This is a genomic window from Pseudomonas fluorescens, from assembly GCF_001623525.1.
Taxonomy (GTDB): domain Bacteria; phylum Pseudomonadota; class Gammaproteobacteria; order Pseudomonadales; family Pseudomonadaceae; genus Aquipseudomonas; species Aquipseudomonas fluorescens_Q.
Window position 1 is genome coordinate 6,677,577 of sequence record NZ_CP015225.1, and the last position, 20,941, is coordinate 6,698,517.

Here is a 20,941-nt window from a genome sequence, read left to right on the forward strand (position 1 = left end):
GCACCGAATGCGCAGTACCTAACGAAGACGGTAATAAGCATGAATCTTCACGAGTATCAGGGTAAGCAGCTGTTCGCTGAGTACGGCCTGCCAGTATCCACCGGTTACGCGGTAGACACCCCGGAAGCGGCAGCAGAAGCTTGCGACAAAATCGGCGGCAGCGAATGGGTTGTCAAAGCCCAGGTTCACGCCGGTGGTCGCGGTAAAGCGGGCGGCGTCAAGCTGGTTCGCAGCAAAGAAGACGCCAAAGCCTTCGCACAGCAGTGGCTGGGCAAGCGTCTGGTGACTTACCAGACTGACGCCAACGGTCAGCCAGTCACCAAGATCCTGGTTGAATCGTGCACTGATATCGCTAAAGAGCTGTACCTGGGCGCTGTCGTTGACCGTTCGAGCCGCCGCATCGTGTTCATGGCTTCCACCGAAGGTGGCGTGGACATCGAGAAAATCGCTCACGACACCCCTGAGAAAATCCTCAAGGCCACCATCGATCCACTGGTTGGCGCACAGCCATTCCAGGGTCGCGAGCTGGCATTCCAGCTGGGCCTGGAAGGCAAGCAGGTCACTCAATTCGCCAAGATCTTCGTAGGTCTGGCCAAGCTGTTCCAGGACCACGACCTGGCACTGCTGGAAGTGAACCCGCTGGTGATCAAGGCCGACGGCGACCTGCACTGCCTCGATGCCAAGATCAACATCGACGCCAACGCCATGTACCGTCAGCCTAAGCTGAAGACTTTCCACGATCCGTCGCAAGACGATCCGCGCGAAGCGCACGCTGCCAAGTTCGAACTGAACTACGTAGCCCTGGAAGGTAACATCGGCTGCATGGTCAACGGTGCCGGCCTGGCCATGGGTACCATGGACATCGTCAACCTGCATGGCGGCAAGCCAGCCAACTTCCTCGACGTGGGCGGTGGTGCTACCAAGGAACGCGTAACCGAAGCGTTCAAGATCATCCTGTCCGACACTAACGTCGCTGCAGTACTGGTCAACATCTTCGGCGGCATCGTTCGCTGCGACATGATTGCCGAAGGCATCATCGGCGCCGTGAAAGAAGTTGGCGTGAAAATCCCGGTTGTTGTTCGCCTTGAAGGCAACAACGCTGAGCTGGGCGCTAAAGTACTGGCAGAAAGCGGTTTGAACATCATCGCTGCTACCAGCCTGACCGACGCTGCTCAACAAGTCGTTAAAGCTGCGGAGGGCAAATAATGAGCGTCCTGATCAATAAAGACACCAAGGTTATCTGCCAGGGTATTACCGGTTCGCAAGGTAGTTTCCACACCCAGCAAGCCATCGAATACGGCACCAAGATGGTTGGCGGCGTAACACCGGGCAAGGGCGGCACCGAGCACCTGGGCCTGCCAGTGTTCAACACCGTGAAAGACGCTGTAGCCGCCACTGGCGCCACCGCCAGCGTGATCTACGTTCCAGCTCCTTTCTGCAAGGACTCCATCCTTGAAGCAGCGTTCGGCGGCATCAAGCTGATCGTCTGCATCACCGAAGGCATCCCGACCATCGACATGCTGGAAGCCAAGGTCAAGTGCGACGAGCTGGGTATCACCCTGATCGGCCCTAACTGCCCAGGCGTGATCACTCCAGGCGAATGCAAGATCGGCATCATGCCAGGTCACATTCACTTGCCAGGCAAGGTCGGTATCGTTTCCCGTTCCGGCACCCTGACCTACGAAGCTGTGAAGCAGACCACTGACGCCGGTTTCGGTCAGTCGACTTGCGTCGGCATCGGCGGTGACCCGATCCCAGGCTCGAACTTCATCGACATCCTGAAGCTGTTCCAGGAAGACCCGAAGACCGAAGCGATCGTCATGATCGGTGAGATCGGCGGTTCGGCTGAAGAAGAAGCGGCTGCCTACATCAAGGCCAACGTGACCAAGCCGGTTGTTTCCTACATCGCTGGTGTGACTGCTCCTCCGGGCAAGCGCATGGGCCATGCTGGCGCAATCATCTCTGGCGGCAAAGGCACTGCAGACGAGAAATTCGCTGCATTGCAAGACGCAGGCGTGAAAACCGTGCGTTCGCTGGCAGACATCGGCAAGGCCCTGGCCGAGCTGACTGGCTGGGAAATGAAGAAGTAAGCTTCGGCTGACTTTTTGTTCCAGCAACAAAGGCCACCTTCGGGTGGCCTTTGTCGTTTCTGGCCCTTGAAAATTCATGTGTTGTGGCGGCGGCTCTTGTGGCGAGGGAGCTTGCTCCCGCTCGGCTGCGAAGCAGTCGTAAACCAGGCAACGCATTTTGTCTGAATGAATACGGTCGCCTGTATGGGGGCTGCTTCGCAGCCCAGCGGGAGCAAGCTCCCTCGCCACGGGGGGCTGGCTCCTGAAAATTCCGCCGCGAGCCGAAAAATAGATACGTAAACGCGACACTGGAATGTCGCGTATCGGATAGTTCGCCCCTTAACAGTGCGTTTTTTCGCTAAATTCGTTAGGCTAGCAGCCATTTTTGCGACCGCTGCCCACAAGGAAGCGCCGCGCTAAACGGGTCGGTCCCATACGGATCGGCAGCATTTCCCTCACCCATAAGGGAAATCCCTCTCTAAATTCCGATTCAGTAGTGTGGTTTCCTTAATGAAAGTGTTGAAAGGCCAGGACATCCTGGCGCTTGGTTTCATGACATTTGCCCTGTTCGTCGGGGCCGGTAACATCATCTTCCCGCCTATCGTCGGTTTGCAGTCCGGGCCTCATGTCTGGATGGCGGCGCTGGGCTTTTTGATCACGGCGGTTGGTCTGCCAGTCATCACGGTGGTTGCACTGGCCAAGGTGGGCGGTGCGATGGACGCCTTGAGCAGCCCTATCGGCAAGGTCGCCGGCGGGTTGCTGGCGGCGGTGTGCTACCTGGCCGTCGGCCCGTTGTTCGCCACGCCGCGTACCGCCACCGTTTCGTTCGAAGTCGGCTTGGCGCCGTTGACCGGTGAAAGCCCGCTGGCCCTGTTCCTCTACAGCGCAGCGTATTTCCTGCTGGTGTTTTTCATCTCGCTCTACCCGGGCCGCCTGCTGGACACCGTCGGGCGCTTTCTCGCGCCACTGAAGATCATCGCCCTGGCCGTGCTCGGCATCGCGGCGTTTGCCTTGCCCGCGGGTGATATCGGCGTGGCGACCCCCGAGTACATAGCGGCGCCGTTCTCCCAAGGGTTCATCAACGGCTACCTGACCATGGATACCCTGGGCGCCTTGGTGTTCGGCATCGTCATCGTCAACGCGATCCGTTCCCGGGGCGTCGAGTCGCCGGCCTTGATCACCCGCTATGCGATCATCGCCGGGCTGATCGCCGGGGTGGGCCTGGCGCTGGTTTACGTCAGCCTGTTCCGCCTCGGTTCCGGCAGCCATGAGGTGGCCGCAGGGGCGACCAACGGCGCCGCTGTGCTGCATGCCTACGTGCAACACACCTTCGGCAGCCTGGGCAGTGGCTTCCTCGCCGTACTCATCTCCCTGGCGTGCCTGGTGACCGCAGTCGGCCTGACCTGCGCCTGCGCCGAGTACTTCAGCCGTGTCCTGCCGCTGTCCTACAAGACCCTGGTGGTGATCCTGGCGGCGTTTTCGCTGCTGGTGTCCAACCTGGGCCTGACCAAGCTGATCGCGTTCTCGATTCCGGTCCTCACCGCGATCTATCCACCGTGCATCGCCCTGGTGGCCCTGAGCTTCTGCAAGGACTTCTGGCACGAGCAGGGGCGCATCGTTGGCCCGGTGATGCTGGTGTCGTTCCTGTTTGGCCTGATCGACGCGCTCAAGGGCGCCGGCCTGGCAGACTGGATGCCGACGCAACTGGCCCACCTGCCGCTGAGCGAGCAGGGCCTGGCCTGGCTGGTGCCTTCGGTGATGACCCTGGCGGTCGCGGTGGTGTGCGATCGCCTGCTGGGCAAGCGCAGCGAAGCGTTGGCTTAAGCGGCTACAGGCAGATTCATCGGCAAGAACCGAAATGCCCCGTATCAATCGATACGGGGCATTTTTTTTGAGTGCAGTGTCTTTTTCCGTGGGCTAACGTCGAAGCAGTGTCTTGAAAGGCTTGCACAAAACCTTGTGGGAGCTCGCTCCCACAGGTCGGCATTTCAAGGCAAGTCTGGCTTTAGACGTCATGTTTTTAGACATACAGGAAATCGAATGTCATTCATCCAAGCCAACCTGATCCACCTGCTTGCCGCCGCCTGGTTCATCATCTGCTGGGCGGGCTACACCCGTTATGCCACCTGGAAGGCGCGCGACACGGCGTGCCTGGCCAGCGTGATGCACCTGTACCGCGAAGACTGGATGCGCCGCATGCTGCTGCGTGAGAACCGTATCGCCGATGCCAGCGTGATCGGCAACCTGGAGCGCAACGCATCCTTCTTCGCCTCCAGCACATTGATCATCCTGGCCGGTATCCTGACGGTACTCGGGGCGTCCGATCGGGCGGTGTCGTTGCTGGCGGACATACCCTTGGTGCAGCAGGCGTCCCAGGGCATGGCGGAGGTCAAGTTGCTGTGCCTGGCACTGGTGTTCGTGTATGCGTTCTTCACGTTCAGTTGGTGCATGCGCCAGTACAACTTCGCGGCAGTCCTGATTGGCTCGGCACCGATGATTGGTGAGCGCCATGTGTCGGAGCAGGAGCGCAAGGCCTTTGCACTAAGGGCTGCGCGGGTCATTTCCATGGCCGCCAACCAGTTCAACTTTGGCCTGCGTTCCTATTATTTCGGCATGACCATGTTGGCGTGGTTCGTCAGCCCCTGGTTATTCATGTTGATGAGTGCCGGTGTGGTGTTCGTGCTGTATCAGCGCGAGTTTCACTCCGATGTGCTGGACGTGATGGTCTATACCCCCACCGAAGCGCCAGTGTCCGAGGTGGGCAAGGAGGCGGCCTGACAAGCGTGCCGCCAAATCGCAGGCAAAAGAAAACCCGCATCAGGCGGGTTTTCCTTCACTGCTAAAACCGTATCAGTTGGTTTTAGGCGCGGTAGCAGGTGCTTCCTGCTGGGCGGCACTGTTCGATTCAGACTGAGCTTTGGCGGCTTCGGCGTTTTCTTTCGCCGCTTCGTTCACTTTATCCTGTGCTTCGCCCATTTTCTGCTGGGCTTCTTGGGAGTGTTGGTTGGCATCTTGAGCTTTGTCCTCGGATTTTTTATCGCAGGCAGCGAGGCCGAGGGAAGCGGCCAACATCAAGGCAATAGCAAAAGTCTTACGCATGGGGTGTTTCTCCTTATGGAAATAACTACTGGCCTTTTGAACGCCGCCCCTCGGATTAAGTTCCTGTTGCGTAACAGATATATAACTTTGCACTGCAATGGAACTTTGTGCATCGCGCCTGTTGCCAGGTCTCGTCACTCATTGGAGCGTTGATCGAATGGCCGAAGACCCCGTTTTTGAGCGTGCCACACGTTTTTTATCCGCACTCAGGCATTGCCAGGTGCTGGGCTTGAAGTTGCACAGTGCCAGTCGTGACGGGCTGACGGTCATCCTGCCGTTCAGCCCGAAAATCGTCGGCAATCCCCTGACGGGCATCATCCATGGCGGGGCGTTGACCTCATTGATGGACACCGCGTGTGGTATGTCGACCTTGTGTGTGCTGCCGCAATTCGAAGTCTGTCCCACCCTCGACCTGCGGATCGACTACATGCACGCGGCCGAACCCCACAAGGATGTCTACGGCTTCGCGCAATGCTATCGGGTGACCCCAGACGTGATCTTCACCCGGGGTTTCGCCTACCAGGACGATCCCGAGCAACCCATCGCCCATGTGGTGGGCACCTTCATGCGCCTGGGCCAGCATGCCAGGGGAATGGGGAAGGGTAGTCCGATGACCGCTGTGGGCCAGCCATGACCGATATCCTTCAGGAACAACTGCGCCGCGCCTGCGAGCAGGGCGACTACGCGCTGCTGCTCGCCTCGATTCCCTATGCCCAACTCATCGGCGTCGAATGCACGCGCCAGGGCGACGACTTGTTGTTTCGCCTGCCGGCCAACAAAGACAACATTGGTAACCCTTTACTGCCGGCCATCCACGGTGGGGTCATCGCCGGTTTCATGGAACTGGCCGCTGCCGTGCATTTGTTGATCGCCACTGGTACGCCGGGCATACCGAAAATCATCGATTTCTCCCTGGATTACCTGCGCACCGGACAGTTTCGCGACACCTACGCCAAATGCCAGGTCTGGCGCCAGGGCCGGCGGGTCGCCAACGTCGCGATCACCGCCTGGCAAGACGTCGAGGCCGAACCCATCGCCACTGCCCGGGCCCATTTCAAGATCCAGGAGCCGTCAAAACCGGATCGCCCTTGAAATCATCAGCGTTGCCCCCACCTTGAGGACATCCCGCCGCCAATCTCAGCGAGGCGGACACCACCATCCACTTGGAGTTTGATGACCATGAGCGTGGAAACTCAAAAGGAAACCCTGGGCTTCCAGACCGAGGTGAAGCAACTGCTGCACCTGATGATTCACTCGCTGTATTCCAATAAGGAAATTTTCCTTCGCGAGTTGATTTCGAACGCCTCTGACGCTGTCGACAAATTACGTTTCGAAGCCCTTTCCAAGCCTGAATTGCTGGAAGGCGGCGCTGAGCTGAAAATCCGTGTGAGCTTCGACAAGGACGCAAAAACCGTCACCCTCGAAGACAACGGCATCGGCATGAGCCGCGAAGAGGTCATCACGCACCTGGGCACCATCGCCAAGTCCGGCACCGCCGACTTCATGAAGAACCTGTCCGGCGACCAGAAGAAAGATTCCCACTTGATCGGTCAGTTCGGCGTCGGTTTCTATTCCGCGTTCATCGTGGCCGACCAGGTCGAAGTGTTCAGCCGCCGTGCCGGCCTCGCTGCGAGCGAAGGCGTGCACTGGTCGTCCAAGGGCGAGGGCGAGTTTGAAGTCGCCACCGTCGACAAGGCCGATCGCGGCACCCGCATTGTGCTGCACCTCAAGTCCGGCGAAGACGAGTTCGCCGATGGCTGGCGCCTGCGCAACATCATCAAGAAGTACTCCGACCATATCGCGCTGCCGATTGAGCTGCCGAAGGAAGTCACCGCTGCCGAAGGCGAAGAAAAGCCTGAAGTGGAATGGGAAACCGTCAACCGCGCCAGTGCCCTGTGGACCCGTCCGCGCACCGAAGTGAAAGACGAGGAATACCAGGAGTTCTACAAGCACATCGCTCACGATTACGAGAACCCGCTGAGCTGGAGCCACAACAAGGTCGAAGGCAAGCTGGAATACAACTCGCTGCTGTACGTGCCGGCCCGTGCGCCGTTCGACCTGTACCAGCGCGAAGCACCACGCGGTCTGAAGCTGTATGTCCAGCGTGTGTTCGTGATGGACCAGGCCGAGTCGTTCCTGCCGCTGTACCTGCGTTTCATCAAGGGTGTGGTGGATTCCAACGACCTGTCGCTGAACGTGTCGCGGGAAATCCTGCAGAAAGATCCGATCATCGACTCCATGAAGTCGGCGCTGACCAAGCGTGTGTTGGACATGCTGGAAAAACTGGCGAAGAACGAGCCCGAGCAGTACAAGAGTTTCTGGAAAAACTTCGGCCAGGTCATGAAAGAGGGCCCGGCCGAGGACTTCGCCAACAAAGAAAAGATCGCCGGCCTGCTACGCTTTGCGTCAACCCAGGGTGACGATGGCGAGCAGATCGTTGGCCTGGCCGATTACCTGGCCCGCGCCAAGGAAGGCCAGGACAAGATCTACTACCTGACCGGTGAAACGTATGCGCAGGTCAAGAACAGCCCGCACCTGGAAGTCTTCCGCAAGAAAGGCATCGAAGTGCTGCTGCTGACCGACCGCATCGACGAGTGGCTGATGAGCTACCTCAACGAGTTCGACGGCAAGAGCTTTGTCGACGTGGCCCGTGGTGACCTGGACCTCGGCAACCTGGATTCGGAAGAAGACAAGAAAGCCGCCGAAGAAGTCGCCAAGAGCAAGGAAGGTCTGGTCGAGCGGATCAAGACCGCCCTGGGCGATGCTGTCAGCGAAGTGCGTGTCTCGCACCGCCTGACCGATTCCCCGGCGATCCTGGCCATCGGTGAGCAGGACCTGGGCCTGCAAATGCGCCAGATCCTCGAAGCCAGCGGCCAGAAAGTCCCGGACTCCAAGCCGATCTTCGAATTCAACCCGGCCCACCCGCTGGTGGAAAAACTCGACAACGAGCAGAGCGAAGAGCGTTTCGGCGATCTGTCGCACATCCTGTTCGACCAAGCGGCCCTGGCGGCTGGCGACAGCCTGAAGGACCCGGCGGCGTATGTGCGTCGCCTGAACAAGCTGTTGGTTGAACTGTCAGCTTAATCAAGTGCAGGAAAAACCCGCTTCGGCGGGTTTTTTCATTTCTGGTGTTCCGATTGAAGAGGAGTCCGTCATGAGTCAGGTTACGGTTCGTTCGCTGGTCTATCAGATTGAAGGTCAAACCTATGAAGGCCGCCTGGCCTTCGACATTAGCCAGCAGGGCTCGCGCCCGGGGTTGCTGATGGCGCCGAACTGGATGGGCGTAGGGGCGGGGGCCGAGGACATCGCCAGATCGGTGGCGGCCAACGGTTATGTCGTGTTGATCGCCGACCTGTACGGGCAGACGGTCCGCCCGAGCAATGCCGATGAGGCGGGAGCGGCGATGATGCCCCTCAAGAACGACCGGGCGTTGTTGCGCAAGCGCATGCAGGCGGCGCTCGAGCAACTGCAGAGCCAGGACGAAGCGCAGGTCGATACTTCCAGGCTGGCCACGTTCGGCTTTTGCTTCGGTGGCTGCTGCGCCCTGGAACTGGCCCGCAGCGGCGCACCGCTGAAGGCGGCGATTTCCTTCCACGGCACCCTGGATACACCCAATCCGGCGGATGCGCAGAACATCCAGGGGGCGGTGTTGGTGATGCATGGCGCCTCCGACCCGCTGGTGCCCAAAGAGCAGCTCCCGGCTTTCGAAGATGAAATGAACGCCGCTGGGGTGGATTGGCAATTGCTGAGCTACGGCGGTGCGGTGCATTCGTTCACCGACCCGCAGGCCAATGTGCCGGGCAAGATGATGTACAACGCCAAGGTCGCCGGGCGGGCGTTCCGGTCGATGCATAACTTGCTGGATGAAGTGTTCAAGGGCTGAGTGCTTCAAGCAAACCCCGTGGCGAGGGAGCTTGCTCCCGCTGGGCTGCGTAGCGGCCCCGTTTTTTCTGCGGTTGCTGCGCAACCGAGCGGGAGCAAGCTCCCTCGCCACGGGATGTTGTGAATCTAGGGCAACTCGATCCGCTCACTTTCCCCTGGCACGGTCGGCCAGTCCCCGGCTGCCCAGCGTCGACGGGCATCGTCGATCCGTGACGGGTCGCTGGAGACGAAATTCCAGTTCATCCGTCGCGGCCCGTCCAGGGGCGCGCCGCCGAACAGCACGGCATGGCAGTCGCTCTCTGCAAACAGCGTCATTTCTTCCCCGCTTGGCAGTATCACCAACGAGTGGGGTTCCACCGGCTCACCGTCCAGCGACGCCTCGCCGTTCAAGACATACAGCGCCCGTTCTTCATGCTCGGTGGGAATCAGCAGGGTCGTCGCGGTCTGCAGGTTCAGTTCGGCGTAAAGCGTCGGCGACAGCACCGGCACCGGCGATTCCAAGCAAAAGCCTGACCCGGCGATCATCCGGATGCTGACCCCCAGGTTCTCGCTGACGGGCAGGCTGTGTGCCGGGTGATGGCTGTAGTGCCCGGGACCTTGTTCGTGGGCCTTGGGCGAGGCCAGCCAGACTTGCAACCCATGCATGACGAACGCGCTGCCCAGCGATGACTCGGGGGTGCGCTCGACATGGGCGATGGCGCTGCCTGCGGTCATCCAACTGACCTCCCCGGCGTCCACCACCTGGTCGGAACCCAGGCTGTCCTTGTGCTGGAGTTTTCCTTCGAACAGGTAGGTGAGGGTGGACAGGCCGATATGCGGATGTTGGCGGATGTTCATGCCTTTGCCCGCCGGGTAGGTGGTTTGCAGCATGTGATCGAAGAACACGAAAGGCCCGACGCTGCGGCATTTGGCGGACGGCAGCGGGCGAAGAATCGGCTGGCCTTCGACATCTTCGGCGCGGGGGCGAACGGTCAGGGGAGTGGTCATGTTGTTTTCCAGGTTGAACAACGGTTGCACGAAGCATAACCCGTCGTCGGCAGGCGCGGCAGATACGCCTTGAACCCCAGCGGGACGGCGGGGGTCTATGTTGCTCATGGCTTCTGGAGACTGCCTGTGCCTTTGACCCGTTTGATCTTTGCCTGGCTGCTGGTTGTTTCGAGTAGCGGTGCCGCGGCTCGCGAATATGCCTACAGCGATGCGCACCTGCATTACGTCGATTTCTTCCAGGAAACCGCCGGCATGCCCAAGTTGCTCCAGGCGATGGCGGACAATCGCATCGAGCATGTGATGATTTCCGGTGTGCCAGTGGCCAAGAAATGGCATGAAGACGAGCCCAAGCGTCCTCGCTATTACGCCGGTGACGATGCGGATGCCTATTGGTACAGCGCCACCGACGTGATTGTCGCCGCGGCGGTGAGCAAGCTGACCGACGAGCAGCGCCGGCACTTTCATCCATTCCTGTCGGGCTTCAATCCCAACGACAAGAACTCCGCCGCGCATATCCAGCGCATGCTCGATCTCTACCCGGGTTTGTGGCAAGGCATCGGCGAGGTGTTTACCCGCCATGACGACCTGACTGCGCTGACCTCGGGCGACACCCCGCGGGCCAACAACGAAGCCATGACGCGGATCTATCACTTGGCGGCCGAGAACGACCTGCCGGTGATGCTGCATTCCAACATCACTTCCAAGCGTGAGAAAAATCCGCTGTACCTGGCGGAAATCGAGGAGCCGTTGCGCAATCATCCGCACACGCGCTTCATCTGGGCCCACGCCGGTACCAGCATGGAAATCCATCGCCACCAGACCCGCTTGGATTTTCTGTTGCCGACCCTGACCCGCATGCTCGAGGCCTATCCCAATCTGTACATAGACCTGTCCTGGAGCGTGCTCACGCCGTACTTGCTGGACGAGGCGGGTAAGCCTCGGCAGGAGTGGGTACGCCTGGTAGAGCGCTTTCCGGAGCGTTTCATGGTGGGGTCGGACGTGGTAGGACGTTTCAACAAGCTTGGTAAGGAGTTGCGCGGTTTCGATCCGTTCCTCGATGCCTTGCCCGAAGACGTGGCGCGGAAGGTGGCGCGGGATAACTTTCTGGCGGTATTGCCGCGCTCAGTGGCCCGCTAAGTCCGCTTTTGTGGCGAGGGAGCTTGCTCCCGCTGGGCTACGCAGTAACCCCAAATCTGGCGACTGCTGCGCAGTCGAGCGGGAGCAAGCTCCCTCGCCACGGGATTATCGGTGGGCAGGGTTTGTCATCAGCCTGTCACTCCCGCGTCATACCCTCGCGCTCATCTCAATCAAGGAGCGCACTATGCACCTCACCCGTTCAAGCGCACTGGTCGCGCTGTGGTTGACCTGCGGCCTGGCACAGGCCGAAGTCCGTGTCGAAGGCCCGGTGGAGTACGGTGTTTTCGAAGGGCCGCAAGCCGAACTGCAATCGGGAGAGCGGGTCCTGCGTCGCAGCAATGAGCAGATCCGCCAGACCGAGAGCGTGCCGGCGAAGCTGGGTACCAAGTTCGGCATGCGCTACCAGTTGGCCGGCAAGGTCGCGGATGACCAGCCGTTGACCCTGTTGTACTTCACGCCCGGTATCCGCACCCCCGATGGCGTGCGCCACGACAAGTTCGAGGTCATCCAGAAACTGGTGCCCGGCGCGCCTCAGGATGTCATGGCCTACGAATTCACCGAAAGCCACGAAGTGGTGCCGGGAGAGTGGCGGTTCATGGTGTTCCAGGGCGACCGGCTGCTGACGCAGCAGCGGTTTGTGGTGCGCTGAGTTCCATCCCACAGGACCCTGTAGTGGACAAGGCAGACAAAAAAAGCCCCGAACCAGTCGGGGCTTTTTTTGCGGCGTAACGGCAGGGCTTACTTGCCCTGCCAGCGCTTCAGTACCAGGGTGGCGTTGGTGCCGCCGAAGCCGAAGCTGTTGCTCATCACGGTATTGATGGTGGCGTTTTCGCGAGTCTTGGTCAGGATTGGCAGATCGGCCACTTCTGGGTCCAGCTCGTCGATGTTGGCGGAACCGGCCATGAAGTTGCCTTCCATCATCAGGATGCAATAGATCGCTTCGTGAACACCGGCGGCGCCCAAGGAGTGACCCGACAGGCTCTTGGTGGAGCTGATGGCTGGCGCCTTGTCGCCGAACACTTCCCGTACGCCCTTCATTTCCATCACGTCGCCCACTGGGGTCGAGGTGCCGTGGGTGTTCAGGTAATCGATCGGGGCATCGACAGTAGCCATGGCCATCTGCATGCAACGCACAGCGCCTTCACCGCTTGGTGCGACCATGTCGTAACCGTCGGATGTGGCGCCGTAGCCAACGATTTCGGCGTAGATTTTCGCACCGCGGGCCAGGGCGTGTTCCAGTTCCTCGACCACGACCATGCCGCCACCGCCGGCGATGACGAAGCCGTCACGGTCGGCGTCGTAGGCACGGGAAGCTTTTTCCGGCGTGTCGTTGCGCTTGCTGGACAACGCGCCCATGGCGTCGAACAGGAAGGATTGGCTCCAATGTTCTTCTTCACCGCCACCGGCGAACACGATGTCCTGCTTGCCCAACTGGATCTGCTCGACCGCGTTCCCGATGCAGTGGGCACTGGTGGCGCAGGCGGAGGAGATCGAGTAGTTGATGCCCTTGATCTTGAAGGGGGTAGCCAGGCAGGCCGAAACGGTGCTGCCCATGGTCCGCGTGACGCGGTACGGGCCAACGCGCTTGACGCCTTTTTCGCGCAGGATGTCCAGCGCTTCCATCTGGTTCAGGGTCGAGGCGCCGCCGGAACCGGCGATCAGGCCGGTACGTACGTTGGACACTTGCTCTTCGGTCAGGCCGGAGTCAGCGATGGCGTCCTTCATGGCCAGGTAGGCGTAAGCCGCCGCGTGGCCGACGAAACGGTAGATCTTGCGATCGATCAGCTCTTCGAGGGGAAGGTCAATGGAGCCGGAAACCTGGCTACGCAGACCCATTTCGGCATATTCCGGGTTGAACCGGATGCCAGGGCGACTTGCACGCAGGTTAGCGGAGACGGTCTCTTTGTCATTGCCCAGGCACGAAACGATGCCCAGACCAGTGATAACGACGCGGCGCATGCGGATAACCCTTAGAAGTTGTCAGTGGAGGTGAAAACGCCGACCCGGAGGCCTTCGGCGGTGTAGATCTCGCGACCATCCACGGCAACCGAACCATCGGCAATGGCCATGTTCAGCTTGCCCTTGAGGACGCGTTTGATATGAATGTTATAGGTGATTTTCTTGGCGGTCGGCAGGACCTGACCAAAGAACTTCACTTCGCCCGAACCCAGGGCACGACCGCGACCCGGCAGGCCTTGCCAGCCGAGGAAGAAACCGACCAGTTGCCACATGGCGTCCAGGCCCAGGCAGCCCGGCATGACCGGATCACCTTCGAAATGGCAGGCGAAGAACCACAGGTCCGGAGTGATATCCAGCTCGGCGACCAATTCACCTTTGCCGTACTTGCCACCCTCTTCGCTGATATGGGTGATGCGATCCACCATCAGCATGTTCGGGGCGGGCAGTTGCGCGTTACCTGGGCCGAACAGCTCACCGCGACTGCAGCGCAGCAGATCTTCCCGGGTAAAGGCGTTTTGTTTGGTCATGCGAGCTCCTCAATAGTCCCATGCGGCAGGGTGGGGCAAATCTTCCCGGCCGACCGAAGCGTTCATGCCTCGAATCGACAGCCTACTCATAGACTATTGCGTTGTAGTGAAAGTCACAGCACACGGGAAATGAATGTACACCTGTGCACTGAAATTTTTATTCAAGCCCCAATCGAGGCTTGTTCGGGTGCCTAAGACTGCCGCACTTTCGCCTTTCACGCCAGTCACAGATGGTCCAGTGACCTGTTCTAATTCACCCAGCGCTGCAGAATCTGCTGCAGGTCGTTCCTTTTGAACGGCTTGGCCAGGTAATCGTTCATGCCCGCCGCGAGGCAGGCTTCGCGGTCACCCTGCAAGGCGTTGGCCGTCAGGGCGATGATCGGCACCTCGCCGCAGCCCGGCAACTGACGGATCTGCCGCGTGGCTTCGTAGCCATCGATGATGGGCAATCGGCAATCCATGAGGATCGCTTCGAAAATCAGGCTTTCGGCGCTGCGTACAGCCTGGGCGCCATCGGTGGCGATGCTGACGGTGAAGCCCAGGCTGCGAAGCATGGCTTCGACCACTGTCTGGTTGACCGGATTGTCTTCCACCAGCAATACGTTGCGGCCTTCACCATCGCCGCTGCCGGTGGGCAGGCGCGGCGCCAGGGTCGGTGGCGTCTGGCGCGACAGGGCCAACGGGATTTCGAGGGTGAACACCGAGCCCTGGCCTTCTTCGCTCTGGGCCCGCAGCGTCCCGCCCATGCGCTCGGCCAGGGTGCGGGCGATCGGCAGACCCAGGCCGGTACCGCCGTAGCGCCGGGAGATCGAATTGTCGGCCTGCTGGAAGGCGTCGAACATGCGCTCCAGGCTCTCGGCCGGGATTCCGATGCCACTGTCGCGCACCGTGCAGGTGAACCACAGCAGTTCGTGGTCCAGGGCCTGCCACTGGCATTGCACGGTGACACGGCCTTGCTCGGTGAATTTCAGTGCATTGCCGATCAGGTTGACCAGGATCTGCCGTATCCGCGTCGGATCGCCCTGGACCTGCAAGGCCTGCATGTCGTCCGGGACCAGCAGGTCCAGGCCCAGCTTGCGTTGCGCGGCGCTGTGCTGGAACGATTGCGCGCAACTGCCCACCAGTTCTGCCAGGTTGAACGGGATGTGCTCCAGCTCCAGGGCCGAGCGTTCGATGCGCGAAAAATCGAGAATGTCGTTGATCACCTTCAGCAGGTGTTCGGTGGATTCCGAGGCCAGCGCCGTGTACTCGTGCTGCTCGTCGGTCAGGCGGGTGGTTTCCAACAACTGCAGCATGCCCAGTACGCCGTTCATGGGCGTGCGCAGTTCATGGCTCATCATCGCCAGGAATTCGGACTTGGCGCTGTTGGCCTTTTCCGCTTCTTCGCGGGTCTTGATCAACTGCGCCATGGCCTGGTGCTGTTCGCGGCTGGCTTGTCCCAAACCCTCGGCCAGGTTGTTGATGTGCCGCGACAAGGCCCCCAGTTCGGCGTCATCGACGATGGGGAGCGGGGTGCTGTAGTCGCCTTGCTGGATGGCCTTGACCGCGTTGCCGATGTCACGGATCGGCCGGGACAGGTTAGTCGCCAGCCGGCGCGCCACCAGGAAGGTGAACAGCAGGGCGAACAGCGCCAGGATCGCGGCCTTGAACAGAATCTCCTGTTGCCGCTGACTGAAGGCGTCACTGGACATGCCGACGATCACGCGGCCCAGGTAATCTTCGCCGGAGGCCTCCACGGATGGGCTGTTGCCCTGCAGGAAATCATTGTTCAGGGCGATGCGCTGCAAGCGCACCGGGGCCTGGAAGACTTCGACCTGCTGGGCATGGCTGCGGGTTTGCTCGGGTTGTTCGACGTACACCAGGACCTTGTCGGTGCTGTCCTGGACCTCCAGGAAGCGCACGTGTGGGGTCGCCAGGGTGGCGGTGAGCAGGCTTTCCAACACTTCTTTGTTGCCGGAAATCACCCCGTATTCCGTGGCGGGGGCCAGTTGGTTGGCGATCAGTTGCCCGGTGTGATTGAGTTCCTGGCGCAAGTCCTGGATCCGCACGAAGGTAAAGAAACTGATCAGCAGCACAGTCAGCAGCAACGCCGGGCCGAGGGCGATGAGCTGGGTTCGGGTGTTGATGTCCCAACGGCGACGCAAGGTCATGGGCGGTGTTCTCCTTCGGCCAACGTTGCCGCGACGGATTCGGCATCAATCGGTTCGATCCCCAGCGAGCGGGAGACCTGCCGGTTGCCCAGGACCTTGAAACGGTCTGGATACAGGGTGCGCGGCCAAGTGGTGGCGGGGCGGTCGAGCAGCTCATCGAGAATCGCCAGCCAGTCTTGTTGGTCGCTATAGGTGCTGGCCAGGCTGCCGGCCTTGACGAATGCGGCGCTGGGCCCGATCAGGGCGCGTTGCCGGGCGTAGCTGCTGAGCAACAGGTTCTTCACGGTCTTGGGGTTGTACAAGTCGGGGTCATCGAGACCCAGCAGCACGTCGCTCTGGCCCAGCAGGTTTTGCAGGGGGCGGCTGTCGTTGGTGTTGTCCCAGCGTTCGCTGACGATGGTCAGGCCCAGCGGTGCCGCGGCCTGTTGAATGTCCTTGAGCAGGAATTCGCTGTGGGTGTCGTAGAGCACGCCGACCCGTCGTACCTGCGGCAGGATGGCGCGGATCAGCCGCAATTGCCGCGCCATCGGTGGATCGCTCCACAGCAGGCTCAGGTGCGCGGGCGTTGCTTCGCCCAGGCGATCGCGGGCTTGCTGGCGGCTGATGCGCAGCACCAGGGTGGCCGGGCCCCGGGCGTCCTGCAGGCGCCAGTCGAGGCTGGGCAGGTCAAGCAGGATCAGGCGGACATTGCCCGGCAGCTTGTCTGGCGCTGGCAGGTCGGCCAGCGGCGTAAACTGCACGCTGTCTTCAGGGCGCAGGGTTTTCAGGGCCTGGGTAAAAGATTGCACGCCGGGGCTGTCCTCGGCGCCGGTCAGCAGGATTTCGGCGCCGCGGGCCTCGATGGTCCCCAGCCAACCGGCAAACACCAGGCATAGGGCTAGCGTCAGGCGGCCATGAAATGGCGTCTTGCGGGGTGGGCGTCGGGACATCTAGAAAGACAACTCCGCGCTGAAGTACACGACATGGCGGGAGTCGTAGCGATTGTCGGTAAACGTGGTGGGCTGGTTGTCCAGGCGCTGTTGCAGGACTCCCGCCAGTTCCAGGCTGGCCTTGCCCAGGGAAATGCGCCGGGCGAGGCGGGTGTCTACCCGTTCGTAGCGATAGCCATTGAGGGCGTCGGCGGCGTAATAGAACAGCGCACTGTTCCAGCCTTGTCCCCAATCCCGTAGCCAGCCGGCCGAACCGCTGTTGCGGGCGGTCAGTTGTTCGTCGAGGAGGGTGCTGGCCTGGGCGTCGACATAGGCATAGGTCAGGCGCAGGCGGTCGGCGCTGGTCACGCGCCAGTCGACCTGGGTTTCGGCCCCGGAGAATTGCGATTCGTTGCTGTTGCTGGCGATGTACTGATTGTTGCGCAACGGTTCGCTGATCATGCCGGTGATTTCGTCATGGAACAGTTTTACGTCCACCGCCAGCGCCAGGTCCACGAAATAACCGTTGTAGCCCAATTCCCGGGAGCGCATGTGCTCCTGTTCCAGGTTACCCGGGCCGCGGGTCTGGACGAAATAACGGGCACTGTTCTGGCCGAAGGCGGCGGGTTGCAGGTTGGTGACCTGATAGCTCCAGTTGACGTTGTTCTCGAACATGTCCGGCGAGCGCACGGCTTCGGAGTACACCGCGCGCAGGCCGTGGCGCGGGGTGATCAGGTAGTTGACCGCGACCCGTGGGGTCAGCGAACTGCCGGTCAGGCGGGTGTCCTCGAACATCGCGCCGCCTTGCAACAACCAATTCTCGGTGGCCCGCCATTCGAGCTGGCCGAACAGGCGCCAAGTGGTGTCGTCCAGGGTGCCGTTGAAGTATGTCTGCGAATCGGCCCGGTCATAGCGATAGTTGGCGCCGGTGACCAGCCGCAGGCTGTCGGACAGGCTCAGCGTGTCCTGGATCTCCAGGTCGTAGCGCGATTCCCGGGTGCTCTGGTCGATATCGCCGCACAGGGTTTGCGAGGCGCCGTTGCGCCACTGGTCGAGCACCTGATTGGCCAACGCCTGTTCCTGTGGTGTGCCGGCTGGCGCGCCGCCGCTGATGTAGCTGGGGATATTGCGCGCCAGCTTCTCGGCATAGTAGGGATTGAGCTGCCACAGGTCGGTCAATTGCGGGCTGAAGGACACCTCGGCGTCGCAGGCGCGCCAGGTCTGCTGGCGATCCCAATGCTGGATCGAGCCCTGTACATAAAGACTGTGGTCGGCGTCCAGGTCCAGGTTCCAGCGCAGTGAGCCGGCGTAGTCCTTGGCGATCACGTCGGAGTTATCCCCAGCGGCGGTAATCCCGGCGAACACCGGGTGGTAGGTGTAGGGCCGCTGATTGGTCCCGTCCTTGGCGTTCAATTGCCAGTCGATACTTTGCTGCTCGTTCAACGTCTGGCTGACGGACAGGTTGAAGCGGTTCAGGCGGCGGCTGTCGCGGTAATCGGCGCCGTTGCGGTCGCTGTCAAAGCCATCGTCTTCCTGGCCGGACAACGACAACCGCAGGTCGCCGCCGTCCCAACCGCTGCCCTGGCTGGCGTACCAATCGCTGATGCCGCGCTGGCCTCGGGTGATTTTCAGCCGGGTGCCGTGGCTGTCGGCCGGCGCGCGGGTGATGATGTTGACCACCGCCATCAGCGCATTGGCGCCGTAGCTGACGGTGTTGGGGCCGCGGAAGACTTCGATCCGCTCGATGTCTTCCATGGCCACCGGAATATCGCTCCAGTCCACCGTGGCCAGGCCGGCGCGGTACACCGAGCGGCCGTCGATCAGTACTTGCATGCGGCGGGCTTCGCTGGCGTTGGTGCCATGGTAGTTCACGGCAGCCTGGTTGCCGCTGATGTTGCCGACCATCATGCCCGGCACCAGGCGCAGCAGTTCGCTGATGTCGCGGGCGCCGCTGGCCTTGATCAACTCGCTGTCGAGCACGGTCATGCTGCCTGGCACAGCCGCTGGTGATTGCTTCAGGCGAGTGGCCGTCAGCACCTGGGGCAGGGGCTGGCTGTCCACGAACAGGTCGTCGCCCAGCACTGGCGGGCTGATGATCAGTGCCAATAGCAGGGACGAGCCAGGACGGGAAGGGCCAACGGACACGGCACAGCCTTTGAGATGGGATGGATGGCGGGCATGTTAACCGAGCTGAACGACTTTTCCATTCGCGTTGACAGCATTTTCCTAGGAATTGATGGTCAGCTTCCTACAGCTGATGGTAATTGTTGCCGGGGCTGGTCGCGCTCTGGCCGCTCCGTATAATGCCCCGCATTGCCACTTGGTATGGATGAACGGATTGCATATGACTGAACAGCGCCCGATTGCGGTCCTGGGAGGCGGGAGTTTCGGCACCGCCGTGGCTAACCTGCTGGCCGAGAATGGTCACCCGGTGCGCCAGTGGATGCGTGACCCGGAACAGGCCGAGGCCATCCGGATCAATCGTGAGAACCCGCGTTACCTCAAGGGCATCAAGATCCGTCCGGAAGTGGAACCGGTTACTGACTTGCAGGCAACCCTGGAGGGCAGCGACCTGTTCTTCGTCGCCTTGCCGTCCAGCGCCTTGCGTTCGGTGCTGGCGCCCTACGCAGAATGCTTGAGCGGCAAGCTGTTGGTGAGCCTGACCAAGGGCATCGAAGCCAAGACCTTCAAGCTGATGAGCGAGATTCTCGAAGAAATCGCGCCCAAGGCTCGGATCGGTGTGATCTCCGGGCCGAATCTGGCGCGGGAAATCGCCGAGCATGCGCTGACCGCCACGGTGGTCGCCAGTGAGGATGAGGAACTGTGCCAACGGGTCCAGGCGGCCTTGCATGGCCGCACCTTTCGGGTCTACGCCAGTGCCGACCGTTTCGGTGTGGAGCTGGGCGGGGCGTTGAAGAATGTCTATGCCATCATCGCCGGCATGGCGGTGGCGCTGGGTATGGGCGAGAACACCAAGAGCATGCTGATCACCCGTGCGCTGGCGGAAATGACCCGCTTTGCCGTCAGCCAGGGCGCCAATCCTATGACCTTCCTGGGATTGGCCGGTGTGGGCGACCTGATCGTCACCTGTTCATCGCCCAAGAGTCGCAACTACCAGGTCGGTTTTGCCCTCGGCCAAGGCTTGAGCCTCGACGAGGCCGTGTCGCGCCTGGGTGAAGTGGCCGAAGGGGTCAATACCCTCAAGGTGCTCAAGGCCAAGTCCCAGGAGGCGGGGGTGTACATGCCGCTGGTCGCCGGGCTGCACGCGATTCTGTTCGAAGGGCGCACGCTTGAGCAGGTGATCGAGCTGTTGATGCGTGGCGAACCGAAGACCGACGTCGATTTCATTTCCACCAGCGGGTTCAACTGAACCTTTATTGACCGCAAGCAGGAGCGAGCCATGAACGATCCGCAAGGGCAACCCCAATACGAATCCATCCTGCTGCGAGTGCTGTGGATGGTGATTTACCTGCTGGTCTGGCAGGTGGCGCAATTCATCCTCGGCGCCGTGGTGCTGGTGCAATTGATCTATCGGCTGATCTACGGCGCACCCAGCGCCAGCCTGATGAATTTCGGCGACAGCCTGAGCCAGTTCCTGGCCCAGATAGGTCGTTTCGGCACCTTTCACAGCGATCAGAAACCCTGGCCGTTCGCGGACTGGCCGACCCCGCGCACGCCTGAAGGTGAAGCGCCTCACACCGTGGCACCGGCGCCGCATCCCGCCCGGGACGAGGAGCCGAAGCTATGAGGTTGTGGGTGTTGCGTCATGGTGAGGCTGAGCCGTACGGTGCCCGTCCCGATCCGGAGCGGGCCCTGACGGCTCACGGTCGCGAGGAGGTGTTGCGCAGTGCCGCGCAATTGATCGGCCAGCCCCTGACCGCCATTTATGCCAGTCCCTATCTGCGCGCCCAGCAGACCGCACAACTGGTGCGTGAGGCGCTGGGTTTTCAGCCTGAGCTGATCACGGTGAACTGGCTCACGCCGGACACCCAGCCGCAAAAAGTCCTGGAGCGCCTCGAGGACCAGGACAATGTGCTGCTGGTCAGCCATAACCCTTTGGTGGGTAGCCTGCTGGGCTTTCTGCAGCACGGTCATCTGCAACACCCCGAGCAAGTGCAAACCGCCGGCCTGGCCGAGCTGGAAGGCGACCTGCCGCTGGCCGGGGCGATGAAGCTCAAAGGGATCAGGCATCCCTGAACCGGTCGCTTGCAGGACTGGGCAAG

At 61.1% G+C, this 20,941-nt stretch carries 20 protein-coding genes; 13 read left to right on the plus strand and 7 right to left on the minus strand.

What is annotated here, in order from left to right; genetic code table 11:
* Positions 1-39: 39 nt before the first annotated feature.
* The 4 genes from sucC to TK06_RS29185 all read left to right on the plus strand — a co-directional run bounded on the left by sucC (position 40) and on the right by TK06_RS29185 (position 4,847).
* Positions 40-1,206, plus strand: a complete 1,167-nt coding sequence (gene sucC / locus TK06_RS29170; RefSeq protein ID WP_003179235.1) for an ADP-forming succinate--CoA ligase subunit beta — start codon at positions 40-42, stop codon at positions 1,204-1,206.
* Complete coding sequence (sucD, locus tag TK06_RS29175) at positions 1,206-2,090, plus strand: succinate--CoA ligase subunit alpha (RefSeq protein WP_003179236.1); 885 nt, start codon at positions 1,206-1,208, stop codon at positions 2,088-2,090. Before sucC ends, sucD begins: the two co-directional genes overlap by 1 nt.
* 489 nt (positions 2,091-2,579) lie before the next feature.
* Positions 2,580-3,893: a branched-chain amino acid transport system II carrier protein gene (brnQ, locus tag TK06_RS29180; protein WP_063324845.1), complete on the plus strand. Its 1,314-nt coding sequence runs from the start codon at positions 2,580-2,582 to the stop codon at positions 3,891-3,893.
* A gap of 216 nt (positions 3,894-4,109) precedes the next feature.
* Positions 4,110-4,847, plus strand: a complete 738-nt coding sequence (locus TK06_RS29185) for a DUF599 domain-containing protein (RefSeq protein ID WP_063324846.1) — start codon at positions 4,110-4,112, stop codon at positions 4,845-4,847.
* 72 nt (positions 4,848-4,919) lie between these two features.
* Here TK06_RS29185 and TK06_RS29190 read toward each other — a convergent pair whose 3' ends face one another.
* Positions 4,920-5,168, minus strand: a complete 249-nt coding sequence (locus tag TK06_RS29190) for a hypothetical protein (RefSeq protein ID WP_063324847.1) — start codon at positions 5,166-5,168, stop codon at positions 4,920-4,922.
* Positions 5,169-5,325: 157 nt separating this feature from the next.
* Here TK06_RS29190 and TK06_RS29195 point away from each other — a divergent pair, with 157 nt between their 5' ends.
* The 4 genes from TK06_RS29195 to TK06_RS29210 all read left to right on the plus strand — a co-directional run bounded on the left by TK06_RS29195 (position 5,326) and on the right by TK06_RS29210 (position 9,051).
* Entirely contained in the window at positions 5,326-5,802 is a 477-nt protein-coding gene (locus TK06_RS29195) for a PaaI family thioesterase (RefSeq protein WP_063324848.1), read from the plus strand.
* Positions 5,799-6,260, plus strand: coding sequence for a PaaI family thioesterase (locus TK06_RS29200; protein ID WP_063324849.1), 462 nt, complete (start codon positions 5,799-5,801; stop codon positions 6,258-6,260). The genes TK06_RS29195 and TK06_RS29200 overlap by 4 nt, the downstream gene beginning before the upstream one ends.
* Before the next feature lie 87 nt (positions 6,261-6,347).
* On the plus strand, positions 6,348-8,252 hold the full coding sequence (htpG, locus tag TK06_RS29205; RefSeq protein ID WP_060743152.1) for a molecular chaperone HtpG: 1,905 nt from the start codon (positions 6,348-6,350) through the stop codon (positions 8,250-8,252).
* A gap of 70 nt (positions 8,253-8,322) precedes the next feature.
* Positions 8,323-9,051 carry a dienelactone hydrolase family protein gene (locus tag TK06_RS29210; RefSeq protein ID WP_063324850.1) on the plus strand — a complete coding sequence of 243 codons (729 nt, stop codon included), beginning with the start codon at positions 8,323-8,325 and terminating at the stop codon, positions 9,049-9,051.
* Positions 9,052-9,176: 125 nt separating this feature from the next.
* Here TK06_RS29210 and TK06_RS29215 read toward each other — a convergent pair whose 3' ends face one another.
* Positions 9,177-10,037, minus strand: a complete 861-nt coding sequence (locus TK06_RS29215) for a pirin family protein (RefSeq protein WP_063325245.1) — start codon at positions 10,035-10,037, stop codon at positions 9,177-9,179.
* A 120-nt stretch (positions 10,038-10,157) separates the two neighbouring features.
* Between TK06_RS29215 and TK06_RS29220 the strand changes: the two genes are divergently transcribed.
* Both TK06_RS29220 and TK06_RS29225 read left to right on the plus strand, forming a co-directional pair.
* Complete coding sequence (locus tag TK06_RS29220; protein WP_161951766.1) at positions 10,158-11,174, plus strand: amidohydrolase family protein; 1,017 nt, start codon at positions 10,158-10,160, stop codon at positions 11,172-11,174.
* A 184-nt stretch (positions 11,175-11,358) separates the two neighbouring features.
* Positions 11,359-11,823 (plus strand): DUF3859 domain-containing protein, encoded by a 465-nt coding sequence (locus tag TK06_RS29225; protein ID WP_063324852.1) that lies wholly within the window; start codon positions 11,359-11,361, stop codon positions 11,821-11,823.
* Positions 11,824-11,912: 89 nt separating this feature from the next.
* Here the strand turns inward: TK06_RS29225 and fabB are convergent, their stop codons facing one another.
* The 5 genes from fabB to TK06_RS29250 all read right to left on the minus strand — a co-directional run bounded on the left by fabB (position 11,913) and on the right by TK06_RS29250 (position 18,863).
* Positions 11,913-13,133, minus strand: coding sequence for a beta-ketoacyl-ACP synthase I (gene fabB / locus TK06_RS29230; RefSeq protein ID WP_063324853.1), 1,221 nt, complete (start codon positions 13,131-13,133; stop codon positions 11,913-11,915).
* Positions 13,134-13,144: 11 nt separating this feature from the next.
* On the minus strand, positions 13,145-13,660 hold the full coding sequence (fabA, locus tag TK06_RS29235) for a 3-hydroxyacyl-[acyl-carrier-protein] dehydratase FabA (protein WP_003204400.1): 516 nt from the start codon (positions 13,658-13,660) through the stop codon (positions 13,145-13,147).
* A 248-nt stretch (positions 13,661-13,908) separates the two neighbouring features.
* Positions 13,909-15,810, minus strand: coding sequence for an ATP-binding protein (locus TK06_RS29240; RefSeq protein ID WP_063324854.1), 1,902 nt, complete (start codon positions 15,808-15,810; stop codon positions 13,909-13,911).
* Entirely contained in the window at positions 15,807-16,739 is a 933-nt protein-coding gene (locus TK06_RS29245; RefSeq protein ID WP_063324855.1) for an ABC transporter substrate-binding protein, read from the minus strand. The genes TK06_RS29240 and TK06_RS29245 overlap by 4 nt, the downstream gene beginning before the upstream one ends.
* Positions 16,740-18,863 carry a TonB-dependent receptor plug domain-containing protein gene (locus TK06_RS29250; RefSeq protein ID WP_063324856.1) on the minus strand — a complete coding sequence of 708 codons (2,124 nt, stop codon included), beginning with the start codon at positions 18,861-18,863 and terminating at the stop codon, positions 16,740-16,742.
* A gap of 199 nt (positions 18,864-19,062) precedes the next feature.
* Here TK06_RS29250 and TK06_RS29255 point away from each other — a divergent pair, with 199 nt between their 5' ends.
* The 3 genes from TK06_RS29255 to sixA are packed head-to-tail and all read left to right on the plus strand — an operon-like array spanning position 19,063 to position 20,915.
* Positions 19,063-20,088, plus strand: a complete 1,026-nt coding sequence (locus TK06_RS29255) for an NAD(P)H-dependent glycerol-3-phosphate dehydrogenase (RefSeq protein WP_063324857.1) — start codon at positions 19,063-19,065, stop codon at positions 20,086-20,088.
* Positions 20,089-20,118: 30 nt separating this feature from the next.
* Positions 20,119-20,466 carry a DUF4389 domain-containing protein gene (locus TK06_RS29260; protein ID WP_003204392.1) on the plus strand — a complete coding sequence of 116 codons (348 nt, stop codon included), beginning with the start codon at positions 20,119-20,121 and terminating at the stop codon, positions 20,464-20,466.
* Positions 20,463-20,915: a phosphohistidine phosphatase SixA gene (gene sixA, locus TK06_RS29265; RefSeq protein WP_063324858.1), complete on the plus strand. Its 453-nt coding sequence runs from the start codon at positions 20,463-20,465 to the stop codon at positions 20,913-20,915. Before TK06_RS29260 ends, sixA begins: the two co-directional genes overlap by 4 nt.
* Positions 20,916-20,941: the final 26 nt, after the last annotated feature.

Excerpts from the sequence above, each read along its gene's own strand:
- TK06_RS29240 (WP_063324854.1), bottom strand. The coding sequence starts at position 15,810 with ATGACCTTGCGTCGCCGTTGGGACATCAACACCCGAACCCAGCTCATC.
- fabB (WP_063324853.1), bottom strand. The coding sequence starts at position 13,133 with ATGCGCCGCGTCGTTATCACTGGTCTGGGCATCGTTTCGTGCCTGGGC.
- TK06_RS29195 (WP_063324848.1), top strand. The coding sequence starts at position 5,326 with ATGGCCGAAGACCCCGTTTTTGAGCGTGCCACACGTTTTTTATCCGCA.
- TK06_RS29200 (WP_063324849.1), top strand. The coding sequence starts at position 5,799 with ATGACCGATATCCTTCAGGAACAACTGCGCCGCGCCTGCGAGCAGGGC.
- sucC (WP_003179235.1), top strand. The coding sequence starts at position 40 with ATGAATCTTCACGAGTATCAGGGTAAGCAGCTGTTCGCTGAGTACGGC.
- TK06_RS29245 (WP_063324855.1), bottom strand. The coding sequence starts at position 16,739 with ATGTCCCGACGCCCACCCCGCAAGACGCCATTTCATGGCCGCCTGACG.
- TK06_RS29185 (WP_063324846.1), top strand. The coding sequence starts at position 4,110 with ATGTCATTCATCCAAGCCAACCTGATCCACCTGCTTGCCGCCGCCTGG.
- TK06_RS29190 (WP_063324847.1), bottom strand. The coding sequence starts at position 5,168 with ATGCGTAAGACTTTTGCTATTGCCTTGATGTTGGCCGCTTCCCTCGGC.
- TK06_RS29260 (WP_003204392.1), top strand. The coding sequence starts at position 20,119 with ATGAACGATCCGCAAGGGCAACCCCAATACGAATCCATCCTGCTGCGA.
- TK06_RS29255 (WP_063324857.1), top strand. The coding sequence starts at position 19,063 with ATGACTGAACAGCGCCCGATTGCGGTCCTGGGAGGCGGGAGTTTCGGC.
- TK06_RS29210 (WP_063324850.1), top strand. The coding sequence starts at position 8,323 with ATGAGTCAGGTTACGGTTCGTTCGCTGGTCTATCAGATTGAAGGTCAA.
- sixA (WP_063324858.1), top strand. The coding sequence starts at position 20,463 with ATGAGGTTGTGGGTGTTGCGTCATGGTGAGGCTGAGCCGTACGGTGCC.
- htpG (WP_060743152.1), top strand. The coding sequence starts at position 6,348 with ATGAGCGTGGAAACTCAAAAGGAAACCCTGGGCTTCCAGACCGAGGTG.
- brnQ (WP_063324845.1), top strand. The coding sequence starts at position 2,580 with ATGAAAGTGTTGAAAGGCCAGGACATCCTGGCGCTTGGTTTCATGACA.
- fabA (WP_003204400.1), bottom strand. The coding sequence starts at position 13,660 with ATGACCAAACAAAACGCCTTTACCCGGGAAGATCTGCTGCGCTGCAGT.
- TK06_RS29225 (WP_063324852.1), top strand. The coding sequence starts at position 11,359 with ATGCACCTCACCCGTTCAAGCGCACTGGTCGCGCTGTGGTTGACCTGC.
- TK06_RS29215 (WP_063325245.1), bottom strand. The coding sequence starts at position 10,037 with ATGACCACTCCCCTGACCGTTCGCCCCCGCGCCGAAGATGTCGAAGGC.
- sucD (WP_003179236.1), top strand. The coding sequence starts at position 1,206 with ATGAGCGTCCTGATCAATAAAGACACCAAGGTTATCTGCCAGGGTATT.